This window comes from Rhodococcus sp. NPDC055024, from assembly GCF_053608585.1.
On record NZ_JBSGVT010000004.1, the window covers coordinates 163,611 to 180,494 of the forward strand.

At 62.1% G+C, this 16,884-nt stretch carries 17 protein-coding genes; 8 read left to right on the forward strand and 9 right to left on the reverse strand.

The features are described from left to right. Nucleotides 1–112: 112 nt before the first annotated feature. The 3 genes from fmdA to ACWF6P_RS11550 all read right to left on the reverse strand — a co-directional run bounded on the left by fmdA (nt 113) and on the right by ACWF6P_RS11550 (nt 2,453). Nucleotides 113–1,372, reverse strand: coding sequence for a formamidase (gene fmdA, locus ACWF6P_RS11540; protein WP_019744435.1), 1,260 nt, complete (start codon nt 1,370–1,372; stop codon nt 113–115). A gap of 81 nt (nt 1,373–1,453) precedes the next feature. Beyond that, complete coding sequence (locus tag ACWF6P_RS11545; RefSeq protein WP_452621101.1) at nt 1,454–1,741, reverse strand: FmdB family zinc ribbon protein; 288 nt, start codon at nt 1,739–1,741, stop codon at nt 1,454–1,456. A 79-nt stretch (nt 1,742–1,820) separates the two neighbouring features. Continuing rightward, the gene (locus ACWF6P_RS11550; protein ID WP_452621102.1) at nt 1,821–2,453 is read right to left on the reverse strand and encodes a serine/threonine protein kinase; all 633 of its coding nucleotides are present in this window, start codon (nt 2,451–2,453) and stop codon (nt 1,821–1,823) included. Nucleotides 2,454–2,966: 513 nt separating this feature from the next. Between ACWF6P_RS11550 and aceA the strand changes: the two genes are divergently transcribed. The 4 genes from aceA (at nt 2,967) to ACWF6P_RS11570 (ending at nt 8,863) form a co-directional block, all read left to right on the forward strand. After that, the gene (gene aceA / locus ACWF6P_RS11555; RefSeq protein WP_003941533.1) at nt 2,967–4,256 is read left to right on the forward strand and encodes an isocitrate lyase; all 1,290 of its coding nucleotides are present in this window, start codon (nt 2,967–2,969) and stop codon (nt 4,254–4,256) included. A 198-nt stretch (nt 4,257–4,454) separates the two neighbouring features. Next, nucleotides 4,455–5,351 carry a 3-hydroxybutyryl-CoA dehydrogenase gene (locus tag ACWF6P_RS11560; RefSeq protein WP_003941541.1) on the forward strand — a complete coding sequence of 299 codons (897 nt, stop codon included), beginning with the start codon at nt 4,455–4,457 and terminating at the stop codon, nt 5,349–5,351. 92 nt (nt 5,352–5,443) lie between these two features. Then, the gene (gene metE / locus ACWF6P_RS11565) at nt 5,444–7,750 is read left to right on the forward strand and encodes a 5-methyltetrahydropteroyltriglutamate--homocysteine S-methyltransferase (protein ID WP_452621103.1); all 2,307 of its coding nucleotides are present in this window, start codon (nt 5,444–5,446) and stop codon (nt 7,748–7,750) included. Nucleotides 7,751–7,822: 72 nt separating this feature from the next. Further along, nucleotides 7,823–8,863 carry an NAD(P)-dependent alcohol dehydrogenase gene (locus ACWF6P_RS11570; protein ID WP_452621104.1) on the forward strand — a complete coding sequence of 347 codons (1,041 nt, stop codon included), beginning with the start codon at nt 7,823–7,825 and terminating at the stop codon, nt 8,861–8,863. Between the two features lie 37 nt (nt 8,864–8,900). On the opposite strand, the gene ACWF6P_RS11575 is transcribed toward ACWF6P_RS11570, so the two are convergent. Both ACWF6P_RS11575 and ACWF6P_RS11580 read right to left on the reverse strand, forming a co-directional pair. Then, entirely contained in the window at nt 8,901–9,695 is a 795-nt protein-coding gene (locus ACWF6P_RS11575; protein WP_020906739.1) for an RNA polymerase sigma factor SigF, read from the reverse strand. After that, on the reverse strand, nt 9,692–10,123 hold the full coding sequence (locus tag ACWF6P_RS11580; protein ID WP_230816889.1) for an ATP-binding protein: 432 nt from the start codon (nt 10,121–10,123) through the stop codon (nt 9,692–9,694). Before ACWF6P_RS11580 ends, ACWF6P_RS11575 begins: the two co-directional genes overlap by 4 nt. A gap of 391 nt (nt 10,124–10,514) precedes the next feature. Here ACWF6P_RS11580 and ACWF6P_RS11585 point away from each other — a divergent pair, with 391 nt between their 5' ends. Continuing rightward, the gene (locus ACWF6P_RS11585; protein ID WP_283304882.1) at nt 10,515–10,958 is read left to right on the forward strand and encodes an STAS domain-containing protein; all 444 of its coding nucleotides are present in this window, start codon (nt 10,515–10,517) and stop codon (nt 10,956–10,958) included. A gap of 68 nt (nt 10,959–11,026) precedes the next feature. Here the strand turns inward: ACWF6P_RS11585 and ACWF6P_RS11590 are convergent, their stop codons facing one another. Then, on the reverse strand, nt 11,027–12,295 hold the full coding sequence (locus tag ACWF6P_RS11590) for a glycosyltransferase (protein WP_452621105.1): 1,269 nt from the start codon (nt 12,293–12,295) through the stop codon (nt 11,027–11,029). Between the two features lie 120 nt (nt 12,296–12,415). On the opposite strand from ACWF6P_RS11590, the gene ACWF6P_RS11595 reads away from it, so the two are divergent. Next, complete coding sequence (locus tag ACWF6P_RS11595; protein WP_378447095.1) at nt 12,416–12,829, forward strand: DUF6292 family protein; 414 nt, start codon at nt 12,416–12,418, stop codon at nt 12,827–12,829. Between the two features lie 22 nt (nt 12,830–12,851). Here the strand turns inward: ACWF6P_RS11595 and ACWF6P_RS11600 are convergent, their stop codons facing one another. Then, complete coding sequence (locus ACWF6P_RS11600) at nt 12,852–13,421, reverse strand: DUF2231 domain-containing protein (RefSeq protein ID WP_452621106.1); 570 nt, start codon at nt 13,419–13,421, stop codon at nt 12,852–12,854. 115 nt (nt 13,422–13,536) lie between these two features. Here ACWF6P_RS11600 and ACWF6P_RS11605 point away from each other — a divergent pair, with 115 nt between their 5' ends. After that, complete coding sequence (locus ACWF6P_RS11605) at nt 13,537–13,758, forward strand: hypothetical protein (RefSeq protein ID WP_230816894.1); 222 nt, start codon at nt 13,537–13,539, stop codon at nt 13,756–13,758. 16 nt (nt 13,759–13,774) lie between these two features. Here the strand turns inward: ACWF6P_RS11605 and ACWF6P_RS11610 are convergent, their stop codons facing one another. Together ACWF6P_RS11610 and ACWF6P_RS11615 are read right to left on the reverse strand one after the other, a co-directional pair. Next, entirely contained in the window at nt 13,775–14,629 is an 855-nt protein-coding gene (locus ACWF6P_RS11610; protein ID WP_452621107.1) for a polyphosphate kinase 2 family protein, read from the reverse strand. Nucleotides 14,630–14,686: 57 nt separating this feature from the next. Further along, nucleotides 14,687–15,421: a TetR/AcrR family transcriptional regulator gene (locus tag ACWF6P_RS11615; RefSeq protein ID WP_378537479.1), complete on the reverse strand. Its 735-nt coding sequence runs from the start codon at nt 15,419–15,421 to the stop codon at nt 14,687–14,689. Between the two features lie 171 nt (nt 15,422–15,592). Between ACWF6P_RS11615 and ACWF6P_RS11620 the strand changes: the two genes are divergently transcribed. Further along, nucleotides 15,593–16,873: a DUF445 domain-containing protein gene (locus ACWF6P_RS11620; RefSeq protein WP_378447269.1), complete on the forward strand. Its 1,281-nt coding sequence runs from the start codon at nt 15,593–15,595 to the stop codon at nt 16,871–16,873. Nucleotides 16,874–16,884: the final 11 nt, after the last annotated feature.

Sequence of the window (16,884 nt, forward strand, 5' to 3'; positions counted from 1 at the left end):
CGAGTGACAGTCCGGCTTCGCAAAGGTGGGTTCGCAGTCTTCGCACAGGGGCCCCGGCCCTGTGAGTGGTTGAGGAGCCTCGGCACTCCCTAACCACTCACGGGCCGAAGGCCTAGACCCTGTTCTCCGAGCGAGGGGCGCCGATTCCGGGATCGATCTGGAACGGTCCGCTCGACGACGGTGCGAGAGGGAAGTCGAAGATCGCGGTCGGGAGATACACCGTCGAACACGAGTTGGGGATATCCACGACGCCCGACAGGCGACCCTCGATCGGTGCCGCACCGAGTAGCAGGTACGCCTGCTCCGGTGCGTAGCCGAACTTGGTCAGGTATTCGATCGCGTGCAGGCACGCACGCTGGTACGACAGATGCGAATCCAGGTACTTCTGTTCGCCGTCCAACGTGACTGAAGTGCCCGAGAATGCAAGCCACTCGGAATACTGCGGATCCGTGTTGCCCGGCATGAAGATCGCGTTCTCGGAAACGCCGTAGGTATCCATGCCGCCCTTGATGATGTCCACACGAAGGTCGATGAAGCCGCCCATTTCGATGGCACCGCAGAACGTGATCTCACCGTCGCCCTGGGAGAAGTGAAGATCGCCCACCGACAGATTTGCACCGTCCACGAACACCGGATAGAAGATTCGGCTGCCCTTGGTGAGGTTCTTGATGTCCTGGTTTCCGCCGTTCTCGCGCGGGGGAGCGGTGCGAGCCGCCTCGCCGGCCACGCGTGTGTACTCGTCACCGGTCAAGGTTCCCAGAACGGCATCGCGGGGCTCAGGCGGAAGCGCAAGCGGGGGAACCCGATTGGGGTCGGTGGCAATCAGGGCGCCCTCGCGGGCATTCCACTTGGCGAGCAGGGCTGCCGACGGAGCTGTGCCCATGAGTCCCGGGTGGACGATGCCTGTGAACGAGACATGCGGAATGTGGCGCGACGTCGCCGTTTGTCCGGAGAAATCCCAGACAGCCTTGTACGCGTCGGGGAACTGTTCTGTGAGGAATCCGCCGCCGTTGTTCCGAGGGAAGATGCCGGTGTACCCCCAGCCTTGGCCGGCCAACGGACCCGAATCCTCTTGGGGGATAGGACCGATATCCAAGATGTCGACGATCAGCAGGTCGCCGGGCTTCGCGCCTTCGACGGAAAAGGGGCCGGACAGCGTGTGGACCGTGGTCAGTGGTGCATTGAGAATGTCGTCGGCGGAGTCGTCGTTGTGGATTGCGCCGTCGAACCATTCGCGGCAATGGACACGAAACGCATCACCGGGTTTCACCGTCACCGCTGCCGGGATGTCCGGGTGCCACCGATTGTGGCCGACGATCGCCTGGTCGGTGAATTTCTTGGCGGAATCGAGTGGAAACAGCAGTTCAGGCATATGCACTCCTCATTCTCGAAGAAACGGAAAACTCGTGGCGGCAGGACTTTCGTGTCGGATCGTGACTCGCGGCGAGGGTGCTCAGGGGCGAGGTAGCTTGCGGTGCAACGGATTGGATGTGGTCGGGGCAGTTTTTCGGCCGTGGCCGGGTAGTGACCCACTGACCACGGCAGGCTCGTGAGCCGATCGAGCAGTGCTGTCCAGCAGACCCATCGCGGCTGAGGACGCATGACTCAACCGGGGAGACGAGACCACCCGCTTGGACTCGAGACTGCACTGGGGGCAACTGATCGACTGGGGCACTGCGGCCATCGCGAACGACCGCTCGAGTGGGCCGCAGCCGGTACAGCGAAACTCGTACAGGGGCATGCGGTCACGCTATCGGAGGATCCGTCAGTACGACACTGGAACGACAAGCGCCGCGTTGCTACCGCCGCAAGTGCGCACGTCAGCGCAAGTACACAACCGCGTTGTCTCCGCCGGTGCAGGTGACGATGCCGGAGGCGACCTTGCATGCCATCGTGTACTCCTTGCCGGTCACCGGACTACGTGCGGAGACCGTCTTGGATGTACCGGTGGCACCGGAGTTTCCGTAGGCGATCCGAACTGCCTCAGCAAACTCGCACGATGTTTTGCCCCCACTGGTCGCGGATTCTTTGTAACTTCCGGCCGGCTGCCCGCCGGGGCAGGCGGCCGCGCCTGCCGGGAAGTTCGCGGCGCGTGTGGTCGTCGGGGATGTCGTGCTGGGAGCAGTTGTCGTGGCACCGGTGGTGCCAGGTGTGTTCGCGGCGGCGGTGGTGGTGTGGGCGGGTCCACCGACTGTGGAGTTGGGGACGTCCTTCGGCCACAGAACCCACGCCAACCCGCCGAAGAGAGCCAACACGGTGATGACACCGATGATCGATACCGGAATCACCCAGCCGGGTCGACGTGGCGGCGGATTTCCACGTGGCGGTCCAGGCGGGAATCCCTGTGGTGGGGGATAGGACTGCGGCGCGGCCCGGTAGCCCAACTGCGGCGGTTGTGGACCGGATTGCGACCATGCCTGGTTGTTCGGTGGCTGTTGATAGTTGTCCGGCACAGCTTTATCGCCCGTTCAGTGGTGTCGAGGGCGTCGAACGGCAAGTCATGGTTCGACAGCATATGGCCGGCGAACGGGTTGTCGGGGGCTTTGCGTGACCTCGATCTCGGGAATTGTCCGAGTGAGGGCTGTTGCCGCTGAGTGATTGCGGTCACGTACAGGTGTCGAAGTTGGCTCCGAAGTAGCGGACTGGCCCGTTCCGTGCGCTGTGCGAACAGGCGTAATTCGCAAGTGACGGAGTTGAGTGCATTTCGTTCACAGCCTGCGGTTTCTTTACTACTCGCCAGTACGGAACCTGTCCGAATGGGCAGTGCTCGCCGTGGAGGAATCTTCACAGAGTTAGCAAAGTGTGTTGAAAAGGTAGCGAAGATTGGCATTAGCAACAGGTAGACGGCACTTTTTCGATGTGCCATTCTCGGTAAGTACACAAGAAGGGCCTGGCAAGTATGTGAAGTAGTACGCACGTACTGCTCACAACAGGCCGGACCAGCAGATCAAAGAGATGGAGTCTTGATGTCGACCACCGGCACCCCGAAGACCGCAGCTGAGCTCCAGCAGGATTGGGACACCAACCCTCGCTGGAAGGGCGTTACTCGTAACTACACGGCCGATCAGGTCGTCAAGCTCCAGGGCACCGTCGTCGAGGAGCAGACCCTCGCTCGTCGCGGATCCGAGATCCTGTGGGATCTCGTGAACAACGAGGACTACATCAACTCCCTCGGTGCACTTACCGGCAACATGGCTGTGCAGCAGGTTCGCGCCGGCCTGAAGGCCATCTACCTCTCCGGTTGGCAGGTTGCCGGCGACGCGAACCTCTCGGGCCACACGTACCCGGACCAGAGCCTCTACCCGGCCAACTCGGTTCCGACCGTCGTTCGTCGCATCAACAATGCACTGCTGCGCGCCGACGAAATCGCCAAGACCGAGGGTGACACCTCCGTCAGCAACTGGCTCGCTCCGATCGTTGCCGACGCCGAAGCCGGCTTCGGTGGCGCTCTCAACGCGTACGAGCTGCAGAAGGCCATGATCGGCGCCGGCGCTGCCGGTGTCCACTGGGAGGATCAGCTCGCTTCGGAGAAGAAGTGCGGCCACCTCGGTGGCAAGGTGCTCATCCCCACGCAGCAGCACATCCGCACCCTGACCTCGGCTCGTCTGGCTTCCGATGTCGCGGACGTTCCGTCCGTCATCATCGCCCGCACCGACGCTGAGGCCGCAACCCTCATCACCTCCGACGTGGACGAGCGTGACCGCCCGTTCCTCGACGGAACCCGCACGGCTGAAGGCTTCTACGGCGTCAAGAACGGCATCGAGCCCTGCATCGCTCGCGCCAAGGCTTACGCACCGTACGCAGACCTCATCTGGATGGAGACCGGCGTGCCGGATCTCGAGGTTGCAAAGAAGTTCGCCGAGTCCGTTCGCAGCGAATTCCCGGACCAGCTCCTGGCCTACAACTGCTCCCCTTCCTTCAACTGGAAGGCGCACCTGGACGACGCGACCATCGCGAAGTTCCAGAAGGAGCTCGGCGCAATGGGCTTCAAGTTCCAGTTCATCACGCTGGCCGGTTTCCACTCGCTCAACTACGGCATGTTCGACCTGGCCTACGGCTACGCTCGCGAAGGCATGACGGCATTCGTCGACCTGCAGGAGCGCGAGTTCAAGGCTGCTGAAGAGCGTGGCTTCACCGCCATCAAGCACCAGCGTGAGGTTGGCGCCGGCTACTTCGACACCATCGCCACCACCGTCGACCCCAACACCTCGACGGCAGCTCTCAAGGGCTCCACCGAAGAGGGCCAGTTCCACTAAGAACTGACTTCGGGTGGGGGAGAGGCTCGGCTTCGGGTCTCTCCCCTGCTTGTATCACCGATCTACTTTCTCTCGTCTTCAAGGCAGTTCCGATTGCGTCGGCCAGCAGTGTCGACGCAGTTCGAAGTGTCTACTTTGCAACACCTTCACCAGACAAACTCCACCAGACAAACTCCACGAGACAAACAAGGAGCTGACGTGACCAGCGAAAAAATTCAGCGCGTCGGCGTTATCGGCGCCGGAATCATGGGTGCCGGAATCGCCGAGGTGTGCGCCCGCGCACATGTCGATGTTCTGGTCTTCGAGCAGACTCGCGAGCTTGCAGCAGCCGGGCGTTCACGCATCCTGCGTTCGCTCGACCGCGGCGTGAGCAGCGGAAAGATCACAGAGCGCGAGCGTGAGCAGGCCGCATGGCGTCTGCGTTTCACTTCCGATCTGGGAGATTTCGCGGACCGCCAGCTCGTCGTGGAGGCCGTCGTCGAAGACGAGAAGATCAAGAGCGAAATCTTCGCCGAGCTCGACGCGGTCGTGACGGACCCGGATGCGGTTCTCGCATCCAACACGTCGTCGATCCCGATCATGAAGCTCGGCATCTCGACCAAGCGTCCCGAGCGAGTCATCGGTATGCACTTCTTCAACCCGGTGCCGGTTCTGCCGCTCGTCGAATTGGTGACGACGCTCAAGACCAGTGCCTCCGTCTCGCAGCGCGCCGAGGCTTTTGCCAGCGACATCCTCGGTAAGCAGGTCGTCCGCAGTGCCGACCGCTCCGGTTTCGTCGTCAACGCACTCCTGGTGCCGTACCTGCTCTCGGCGATCCGCATGGTCGAGTCGGGCTTCGCTACCAAGGAAGACATCGACAAGGCAACGGTTCTGGGCCTCGCGCACCCCATGGGTCCGCTGGCTCTGACGGACCTGGTCGGCCTCGACACCGTCAAGTCCATCGCCGACTCCATGTACGAAGAGTTCAAGGAGCCGCTGTACTCCGCTCCGCCGCTGCTCCTGCGTATGGTCGAAGCCGGATTGACCGGCAAGAAGTCCGGCGCGGGCTTCTACGAATACGCCGACAACGGTCGCTCCACCAAGCAGGCAAGCTAAGGCCCAAAGCCCCCTGTGCGCGTTTGTGGAGTGTAGAGACTCCATAAACGCGCACAGGGCGCTCGCGCCCCTCGGTTAGAAAGGTCGACCGCATGTCCAGCAGCACTGCAGCATTCGGCTCCAGCGTCCTGGGGTATCCGCGCATCGGGCCGCGCCGTGAGCTCAAGCGCGCCCTCGAGTCCTACTGGCACGGCACTTCGGACAAGGACGCACTCCTCGCGGTCGCCAAGGAACTCCAGGAATCGACCTGGAGCGAATTGGCTGCGACGGGATTGAGCCAGGTTCCCGGCAACACCTTCTCCTTCTACGATCACGTGCTCGACAATGCGCTGCTCTTCGGCGCAGTGCCGGAGCGGTTCAAGCCGCTCGAGGGCGCACTCGATCCGCTCGATTTCTACTTCACGATGGCCCGCGGTCGCCCCGACTTCCCGCCTCTCGAGCTGGTGCGCTTCTTCGGCACGAACTACTACTACCGTCAGCCCGAGATCGACGCGAACACGGTGTTCTCGCTCAACTCGGAAGCACTGCTCGACGAGTTCGAACGTGCGAAGGCGCGCGGCATCGAATTGCGCCCCGTCATCATGGGACCCGTTTCGCTGCTTCTGCTCTCGAAGGTCGGGCCCGCCACCGAGAAGTCCGATCCGAACTTCACCCCACTCGATCTGTTGGACGCAATCCTGCCCGAGTACGAGAAGCTCTTCGAGCAGCTCGCCAAGGCCGGTGCCACCTGTGTTCAGTTGGACGAGCCTTCGGTGACCGAGGACCGCACCGCCGAGGAGCTCGCGGCTCTGGGACGTGCATACGAGAAGCTTTCGACGGCCCCGCTGCGCCCGCGCCTGTTGGTGACGGGCCCCTACGGCAAGTTCGGCGAAGCCCTCAACATCTTGGCGCCCACCAAGATCGAGGCCTTCGGTCTGGACTTGGTGCACGGCAAGATCACGGCCGAGGAACTGGCCGCGGTGCCGAACATCAAGCGCAAGCGCATCTACGCAGGCGTCGTCGACGGCCGCAACGTGTGGCGCGTCGACCGGTTCAACACCTTGACGTACCTGAACGAACTCAAGGACGTCGTACCTGACCTCGTCGTCTCCACCTCGTCGTCGCTGCTGCACGTGCCGTATGACGTGCTCTCCGAGTACGACATTCCGGGAGACGTCGCAGACCGTTTGGCTTTTGCGAAGCAGAAGGTCGGCGAGGTCGTCTCACTGGCGAAGGCGCTCACCGAAGGTCCTTCGGACAAGTGGCGTAAGCGTCCGACGAAGGTGCACTTCAAGCTCAAGCACGCAGTCCGTGCTCGGGTCAACGCGATCAAGCCCGAAGATCGTGTGCGTGCACCGTACGAGGAGCGTCGCAAAGCTCAGCAGGAACGGTTGAACCTGCCTTTGGTTCCGGCCCAGACGCTGGGTTCATTCCCGCAGACCGACGCGATTCGCCAGGCTCGTTACGAACTCGGCCAGGGGCGTTTGGAGTGGGACGACTACTACAAGCGCATCCAGGAAGAGATCGAGCGCACAATCCGTCTGCAAGAGGACATCGGTCTCGATGTTTTCGTGCACGGCGAGCACGAGCGCAACGACATGGTCCAGTACTTCGCCGAACTGCTCGAGGGCTATGCCTTCACGCACAACGGTTGGGTTCAGGCCTACGGATCTCGTTGTACGCGTCCGCCGATTCTCTACGGAGACATCGCACGTCCGAAGCCGATGACGGTCGAGTGGATTGCGTACGCGCAGTCGCTGACCGACAAGCCGGTCAAGGGCATGCTGACGGGTCCTGTCACCATGATCGCTCGTTCGTTCGTGCGTCAGGATCAGCCGCTCTACGAAACGGCAGAGCAACTGGCACTTGTGATTCGAGACGAAATCGCGGATCTCGAAGCCGCCGGAATCGCCATCATCCAGGTGGACGAGCCGGCAATTCGTGAACTGCTGCCACTGCGTGAGGACGGCCGGGAGGCCTACCTGGACTGGGCCGTCGACGCGTTCCGTCTGGCAACAGGTGGAGCGAAGCCGGAAACACAGATCCACACACATCTGACGTACTCCGCTCGGTCGTCGGTGGTCGACGCCATCGAACGGTTGGACGCAGATGTGACGGCAATCGTCGCGACCCGCTCCATCACGTGGGTTCTCGAAGCACTCAAGGGAGGCGCGCTCACACACGGCGTCGGCCCCGGTGTCTACGAATCTCGTTCGGCTCGGATTCCGGACATCGACGAGCTCGACGAATTGCTGACTGAGGCAAGCGAATCGATCTCCCTCGATCGTTTGTGGGCAAACCCGGACGGTGGCCTCAAGACCCGCCATCCGTGGCAGCTCGAGCCTTCGCTGCGCAACATGGTTGCGGCCGCGAGGCGCCTGCGTCGTCGGGCCGAGCAAGCGGAGCGCGACGCCGGGTAAGTCACGTAAAGAACAAGTCATGGAGGGGCCTGCGAGTTGCAGGTCCCTCCATGCACGGGTAGGCATGTGTGCATGGTTACTGCTGCTGCTTATGCCGCGACGTCCGCTGACGGTCCCCTCGAGAAGACCACCGTCGAACGCCGTGAGCTCGGTCCACTGGACATTCTCATCGACATCAAATTTGCCGGCATCTGCCATTCCGACATCCACACCGCTCGCAACGAGTGGGGCGGAGCCAAGTACCCGATCGTCCCCGGACACGAAATCGCCGGTGTCGTCGCCGCCGTGGGTTCCGATGTCACCAAGCACAAGGTCGGCGACCGCGTCGGCGTCGGCTGCTTCGTCGACTCGTGCGGGGAGTGCGAAGCCTGCACCGCCGGCGAAGAGCAGTACTGCCGCAAGGGTGTGACCGGTACGTACAACGCCACCGGCCGCGACGGTGAGCGCACTCAGGGCGGCTACTCGACGCACATCGTCGTCACCGAGCATTTTGTTCTCTCGATCCCCGAGGGCATCGAACTCGACGTTGCCGCGCCGCTGCTGTGCGCAGGCATCACCTTGTACTCACCGCTGCGGCACTGGAACGCCGGCCCCGGCAAGAAGGTCGCCATCATCGGTTTCGGCGGCCTCGGTCACGTCGGTGTGAAGATCGCCAAGGCGCTCGGAGCGGAAGTCACCGTCCTGAGCCAGACACTCGGCAAGAAAGACGACGGGCTTCGCCTCGGCGCCGATCACTACTACGCGACCAACGACCGTGAGACGTTCAAGGCTCTTCGCGGCGAGTTCGACCTGATCCTCAACACGGTCTCGGTCAATCTAGACATCGACGCCTACATGTCCCTGCTCGCCATCAACGGCACTCTCGTCGAACTGGGCCTGCCGGAGAAGCCGATCGAAGTTCGGGCATTCTCGCTCGCCGCAAACCGTCGTAGTCTCGCCGGTTCCATGGTCGGCGGTATCCCGCAGACACAGGAGATGCTCGACTTCTGCGCCGAGCACGGCATCGGCGCAGAAATCGAACTGATCCCGGCGAGCGACATCAACGACGCTTACGAGCGCGTGATCAAGAGCGATGTGCGATACCGATTCGTGATCGACACCGCAACGATCTGACCCGCTCGGTCCCGCTCAGTCGAATTGTTCGCGGAGCTCAGTCGAGTTGCTCGCGAAGATTACTCAGTGTCTTCGCGAGCAACCTCGACACGTGCATCTGGGATACGCCGACTTTCTCGGCGATCTGTGTCTGCGTCAGGTTTCCGAAGAATCTGAGCATCAACACCGTCCGCTCTCGTTCGGGAAGCTTGTCGAGAAGAGGGCGCAACGCCTCGTGATTTTCGACGTTCTCGAGTGCTGCGTCGTAGTCACCGAGTGTTTCCACGAGCGGAAGATCGTCGGTGTGATTGGACGCGGCACCGTCGACCGAGACGGTCTGGTACGCATTGCCGGCGATCAACGCCTGGGCGACTTCTTCGCGTTCGATTCCTAACGTCTCGGCCAACTCGTCGACGGTCGGGGCGTGCCCGAGTTGCTGGGACAGCTCACTGATCGCCTGCCCGAGTTGGAAATGCAACTCCTTCATCCGACGCGGAACTCGTAGCGCCCAACCGGTGTCACGGAAGTGTCGCCGAACTTCACCCATCACGGTGGGAACTGCGAACGAGACGAAATCGGAGCCGCGCGTGGAATCGAAACGGTCGACGGCGTTCACCAGACCGAGCCGTGCCACCTGAACCAAATCGTCGTGCGCCTCACCGCGCCCGTCGAATCGCCTGGCAATGTGCTCGGCCAACGGTAGGCACCTGGTGATGAGTGCAGTGCGCACTCGTTCGTACTCGGGGCTGTGGGGTTCGAGGGTCCGCATTTCCTCGAAAACTGGTATGACGTCCCGATATTCGTCGGTGGACCGCCGACGCGGGCGTGAGGGGCCGTCTGCGGAAGCGGTCACAGGCGCCCGCTGAGGGCCTTGGTGAACTTCATGGTCGTGATGTAGCCGGCACCGCCGAGGTTCTCTTCCTGGTCGAGCGAAATCGAATCCGTCAGTTCGGTGAGGATGTGCCACCCGAACGAGCGCTGACTGCCGTCCTCGTACTCCGTGGTGGTCGTCGAAACAGACACGTGCAGTTGTGGGGGAGTGAAGACGAACCGACACACCAGAACCGAATCAGGGGCAGCACGAACAATCAGATGCGTACAGATTTCGTCCATGGCCAGCTTGATGTCGGCTATGGCGTCGAGATCGAAATTTTCCTGAATGGCAACGGTGGCAGCCAGTGCACGCAAAATCGACAGCTGATCGAGAGTCGCTTGAATCCTCAACTCCACGACCGGTTGAGTCTGATCCTGATCGGGCTCGAGTGCGCTGAGGTGTGCCATAAGTTCTCCGGATCGTCGTACCAGGGGTCGCCGTGAAGTCTGGTGCCGAGAACGATACCCATCTCGACCTTCACAGTGACCCCCGAACACGAAATTTCGTCGATGGTGGTGCCGGGGTAATCGGCACAGTTCTGCTCACGACCGTTGGCGGTCGCAACATCGGATTACCTCGCGGAACCGCAGACCAAACCACATTTTTGTTCGGAACACCGAAACGAATGGTCGCAACGCACTTGTGACGTCGGTCATGCTGGCGTACTGTTTCAAACCGAGGTTGAGCACACAGCCGATGAGGGATTGATCCGTAATTCTGGAGACCCGTTCATCGTGCGTCTCCTTCGGAGGTCCCTTCTCTTTTGCAGAGTGTAAACCGTTGCGGGATGGGAGAACCATGACTGTTGTTCCAGGATCATCTATTTCAGGCTTTACGAACGCGGCGAAGGGATCGGTTGATTACGGACCTCCCGCGACCGGGACAGCGACCGCATCATTTCACGCGCACCGCATCAGTGCACAGACCGCTGTGATTCAAGTTCGTGGCGAGATCGACCTGATGAGCGCCAATGCTTTTCGTGACTACTTGACGTACCACGTGGCCGCGGACCGGACACTGGTCGTTGATCTCTCCGAACTCGAATTCATGGGGACGTGCGGCTTGTCCGTGCTGTCGGTGCTGTCGACGCGATCACGCGACGTGGGCGGCACACTGGCGCTCGTCTGCGCTCGCCCGGTTCAAAGGTTGCTCAAAGCAGCTGGTCAGGAGTCGATGTTTGCCTGCTACGAGTCGCTGGATCATGCGATCGGCCTCGAAGAGACCCGACGTTTCCCGGCTTGATTCCGCAGTTTCACTCCAAACTTCGTGAAATCAGCCTCGTGAAATCAGGTTCGTAGAGCCCGTCAGCGTCAGTGCACTTCACTTCGGTGAGTGCCCTTGTGTTGGCGGGCTCTCGGCGGTGCTGTGACGCACCGGCCGTAGGTTCGGACCACTTCGGTGGCGACGTGATCCCACGAATACGATTCGCACGCGCGAGCGCGACTCTGCCGTGCAAACGCTGCGCCTTCGTCCTCGTCGTCGAGAAGATGCCGGACTGCCCGCGCGGTTTCCACCGGATTGTTGACCGGGACCCGCCGCCCGGTGAGCCCGTCGATCACGGTATCCCGCAGTCCGCCAACAGGAGTCGCCACAACCGGCACTCCGCACGCCATCGCCTCCAGAGCCGCGATTCCGAACGGTTCGTATCTGGGGGTACAGACGAGGGCGTCGGCCGATCGCATCAGTTTCGGTAGTTGGCGGTGCGGAACCCGTCCCAATAGTTGGACTCGATCTGCGACGCCGAGTCGCTCGGCAAGCTTGACCAAGCGGATCGCCACCTCGTCGGTGCTCAGTTGTGCGACGGGCGGCCCACCGATCACTACCAACTCCGTATCCGGCAGCGAAGCCAGCGCGGCGACGGCAACATCGAAGCCCTTCTGCTCCACCAGCCTTCCGACGCAGATCAATCGATGCGGTGCGGTCTTCTTCGCGGCGGGTCCCTCAGGGGTGAACGCTTCGGTGTCGACGCCCGAGGGCACCATCGTGGTCCGTGATCGTGGTGATCCCTGCCGAACCAGATCGAAGATTTCGTCCGAACTGGTCGCGATGACATGGGTTGCGCCCCTGGCGATCAACGGTTCCAGGTGAGTCCGCTCCGAGGGGCTGTCGTCGGCTGCTCCGAGGTGGCGGTGCGCCGCAGATCCCAGGGAATGGAATGTCTGAAGTACAGGGATGCCGAGCGAGCGGGTCGCGAGTTCCGTTGCCACACCAGACATCCAGAAGTGCGAGTGCACCACATCGGGTCGGTCGGTACTCCACTGAGCGCGCAGAATGCTGGCAAAGGTTCCCAGGTGAGGGAGGATTTCGGCATCCGGGAGAGCCTGTGTCGGACCGGCCTCGAGATAGTCGACGCAGTACCCGGCGCGAGCGCGAACGCGGTCCGGTCCACCGACATGCGCCCTCCGGGTGAAGACAGTGACGTCGTGTCCGGCGCGAACCAAGGCCGCGGACAGTTCGTCGACGTGCAGGTTCTGTGCACCAGCTGCCGAGCAGCCCACCGGTGCGAGTGGATCGGCGTTGACCGACACCATGGAGATCTTGAGCATTCGTCCGGGAGCCATAGCGGGCGAGTACTTCATCGGGTCCCCTCTCCACTTGATCGGTTCGTCTGGGGATACCCGGAGTCCATGATCTGAACCGGGTTTCGGCGCGGTCAGCGCTGGGCACATTCCAAACACGATGGCGAGGAGTGAGGTTCGATGACAGAACAAATGCTGGTCGACGCAACCGTCGGACTCGGGTTCGAGCGGTACGTACAACGTGTGGCGGTCGGCGTGGGAGCCGGCATCGAGCAATGGTGCTGCAGGCGCGAGCACCCTCTGGAGGCCTACATCGCGTTGGACCGAACGGTGCCGCGTTTTCCCGGGCGTGAGGTGGCGTTGCTCTGGGAGGAGACGTGCGGTTGGGCCCTGGCCGTGGAGACTCGTTCAGGGGAGGACCTCATCGTTCTCGGATATCTGGGCGAACACGCGGTGCCGGCCCCCGGCGCCGTTGCCGACTTTGCCGCGACACTGGGCACCCGCAGCCCGCACTGGGTGATGAACAGGCCGCTGGCGGATTCGGACGAGACCGCGCGAGAACTGCGGAGCTATTCCGGAAGTGCTTACGCCTGAACAGTATTCAGATTCTATAAGCTCAGTTGACCACGTCCAGGATGGGATCGAGAACGGGCGTCGAGGCAGCTTCGACGCCCGGATCGTCCATGAGTCGAAAGACGATGTGACCGCCGAGCGCACCACCGACGCCGACCGCGGCGAGTCCCAGCGCCGAGAGAACTCTCGCCAGCGCTAGTGAGTCCTTCCCGCGCAGCCGGTACGACGCGGCAAAGGACCAGATGCCCACTGCATTCGACGCAGCGTGCACCAGTCCCACACGGCGGGCGACGTCGCCACGTTCGGACCAGTCCAGCCAGCCCGTCAGCAAAACCGGTGGCGTCGAGACCAACCCGAGCCCGATCAGCCGTCGTGCTGTCTGCGGATCGCCTAAAACATCGAAGATCAGCGACGCCGTCCAGGCGCCCGCCGGAATCGCCACGAGGGCGGGATGGATGGGGTGTCCGACGGCAGCGCCGCGGAGAAGCGCTGCGACAGTACGTGACCTGTCGGATCGCTCGGTGATCGCGAGGATCCTGCGCCTCATCCCAGTGGACGGACCGTCCAGTCCGCGCGCCGATTCGATTCCGCGATAAAGAGTTCCGATGTCCATGTAATTCGGCTACCCGGCGGGGTCGTCGGGAAACCTCGAGAGAAAGAGTGTCTTGTCGACCGTCATGGTCCGGCGTACGGTCGAAACGAAAGAGATCCGACCGGAGGAGCGAACGATGAAGCTCAATCTCTTTGCAGCGTGGGCGTCGTATTTCCTGGTGTTGGCCACAGTGGTCTGCCTCGGCAGTTTCCTGGTGGCGGCAGGTTCAGGACAGGGTGGTTGGGCATTGATCGCCGGACTCGCCGGCGTCGCGTCAATCGGCCTCGCGGTAGCCCTGTACGCCAGCACTGTGCGTCACGACCACAAAGTGCACCGCGAATCCCCACACCTGTTCTGATCAGGCCTGCTTCTGATCAGGACTGTGCGAGTCGCTCCTTTTCCGCTTCGATGTCGAAGTTGGCAGGAGGCCAGTCGAGGTCGAGCTTTTCGAGAGCGTCGATCAGCAGCTCCGTGACCGCAATTCGGCTGTACCACTTGCGATCACACGGCACGACGTACCACGGTGCGTGCTCGGTGGACGTCTTGTCGAGCATTGCCTGATACGCCTGCTGATAAGCCGGCCACAAACCGCGCTCGGTCACGTCGCCCGGGTTGTACTTCCAATACTTGTCCGGACGATCGAGACGCTCTTCCAGTCGCTCCTTCTGTTCGTCGAGCGAGACGAACATCGCGACCTTCACGATGGTGGTTCCGGCGTCGACGAGTTCCTTCTCGAACTGGTTGATCTCGTCATAGCGTTTGCTCCAGACATCCTCCGGGACAAGATCGTGAACGCGCACGACCAGGACGTCCTCGTAGTGGGAGCGATCGAACACACCAAGATAGCCGCCGCGAGGTAGTTCCTTCTTGATCCGCCAGAGGTAGTGGTGTTGCTTCTCCTCTTCGGTCGGGACGCCGAAAGCTGCGTGCTGAACTCCCGAAGGATCCACGTGACCGATCACGTGCCGGACCATGCCGCCCTTGCCTGCGGTGTCCATTCCTTGCAGGACCAGCAGAATCGAGCGGCTGTCTCCGGACCGGCCGTTGGCGTACAGCAACTCCTGCAAGTCGGACAGAACCGCGCCGCGCTCCTCGAGCAGGCGTTCGCCGTCAGCTTTGTTTCCGGTGAATCCCGGAGTGCTGTTGCGATCGAGTTGATCGAGTTCGAACCCGGGCTCTGCCCGCAAGGTCTTGGCGGCCGGTGTTTCCCACAGCGAGTCTTGTGCCATGCCGAAAGAGTGCCACAGGATCGACCCCTGTGGCTCGAAAGTTCGGTCTCGGGCGAGTCAGTCCTCGGCAGGCTTGACGAGGGGGTGCGGAACCGACTTGAACTTGGCCGGTGATCCGTTGACCGCCGCGATGCCGGTGATGCCGCCCCACGTCATCATCGTGAGGTAGTCGATCAGCGATTCTGCGGACATCGACTTGTTGGAGATCCACCAGTGCGTCGCGAGCTGAATTCCGCCGACGATCCCGAAGGCCCACGGCAGGGAGCCGCCGGAATCCATCTCCATCTCGCGCAGCCGATTGCCCAACACCGTGGAGAGCAATTCGGCGATCATGCGCTCGGAGTCGGCAACGACGTCGCGGTTGGCGCCGGCGCCGTTGGCCATCACGTAGAGGTAGATGTCCGGGTCGGATGCCACCGTCTCGACGTATGCGGTGATGCTGGCCTGAGTGAGTTCGAAATCGTCGAGATCACCGCTGATCGCCTCGTAGATGCGCGGCGAGAGGATGGTCTCGACGTACCGCATCATCGTGGCGGTGGTGAGGTCGCTCTTGTCGGCGAAGTAGCGGTAGAGCACGGTCTTGGAGACACCGATCTCGGATGCGATCTCGTCCATGCCGATCTCACGCCCGCGCGCCCGGATTGCGGCGATGGTGCCGTCGACGAGTTCCTCGCGGCGAGCGATCTTGTGCTCACGCCAACGACGCTTGCGGCCGTCGGATTTCTCGGGCTTCGCATCAGCAACGACTGTGCCGTCTACCTGCTCGTTGTCCTGCACGGCATTCTTGGCCACGAGTCATCTCATATCTGTGGTGCGAGCCACGTCCGATCGGTCTACTTTTCCGTTCCAGCTTAATGTCCGTGCCTTTATCTCGGGCACTCACATCCGCAGTTAGGGGGATTAGGTCCTGCAGAATCAGACATCGTGTCGCTCGCGCTACGCCGCGTCACACCTTTCGGCACAATGGCGAGGGTGCAGCAACTGAGCCTCTCCGCCTTCGACGACGCCGCCAAGCGTCGGGACCTTCGCAAGATGAAGGTCTTCGCCACGGGCCTCCTCGGCTTCGCGACGGTGGTCTACATCTTCTGCCGGTGGCAGGAATCCCGCGGTGCCGGAGAGTGGGTCGGATACGTCCGGGCCGCGTCGGAGGCCGGCATGGTCGGCGCACTTGCCGACTGGTTTGCCGTCACCGCACTCTTCCGTCATCCGATGGGGCTTCCCATCCCGCACACCGCGATCATCAAGCGCAAGAAGGACCAGCTCGGGGCCAGCCTGAGTTCGTTCGTCGGTCAGAACTTCCTGGCTCCCGAAGTTGTGTCGGCCAAGGTGCAGCAGGCGCAGATTCCGCTCCGACTCGGCACGTGGATGGCTGAACCTGCCAATGCCGCTCGCGTCGCCGCCGAGACGTCGACGGTCTTGCGCGGCATGGTCGAGGTTCTTCGTGACGAGGACATCGCCCAGATCATCGACAACACGATCGTGAAGCGTCTCGCCGAGCCGATGTGGGGACCACCGATCGGCCGAGTGCTCGGTGAGCTTCTCAAGGACAACAAGCAACTGCCGATCATCGAACTGCTGGCCGAGCGCGCGCATCAGTGGGCTCTCGGCAGCCAGGAAACGATCGATCGTGTGATCGTTCGTGATTCGCCGGCATGGTCGCCGAAGTTCGTCGACGCCATGCTGGGGGAGAAGATCTACAAGGAGCTCGTCGAGTTCACCTGGAAAGTCCGTTCCAATCCCGAGCACGAGGTGCGCCTCGCGGCCAATCGCTTCCTGATCGATTTCGCCGATGATCTGCAGAACGACCCGGAGACCATCAAGAAGGCCGAGGGGATCAAGGCCGAGATCATGGGCCGCGAGGAAGTGACCGGTCTGGCGTCGTCGACGTGGCAGGTCGCCAAGCGACTCATCATGGAGTCCGTCGACGATCCGAACAGCACCCTGCGAACCAAGGTCGCGGAGAACGTGGCCGGCTTCGGAGTCCGGCTGCGCGACGACGACTCCATGCGCGCGAAGGTCGACGGCTGGCTGGTGCAGGGCACCAAGTACATCGCGGAGAACTACACCGACGAGATCACCGGGGTCATCAGCGACACGGTCGAGCGGTGGGATGCCGACGAAGCAAGCGAAAAGATCGAATTGCAGGTCGGTCGCGACCTTCAGTTCATCCGTATCAACGGCACCGTCGTCGGGTCGATCGCCGGTCTGCTGATCTATACGATCTCGACGCTCATCTTCGGCTGAACTGTCCGGTA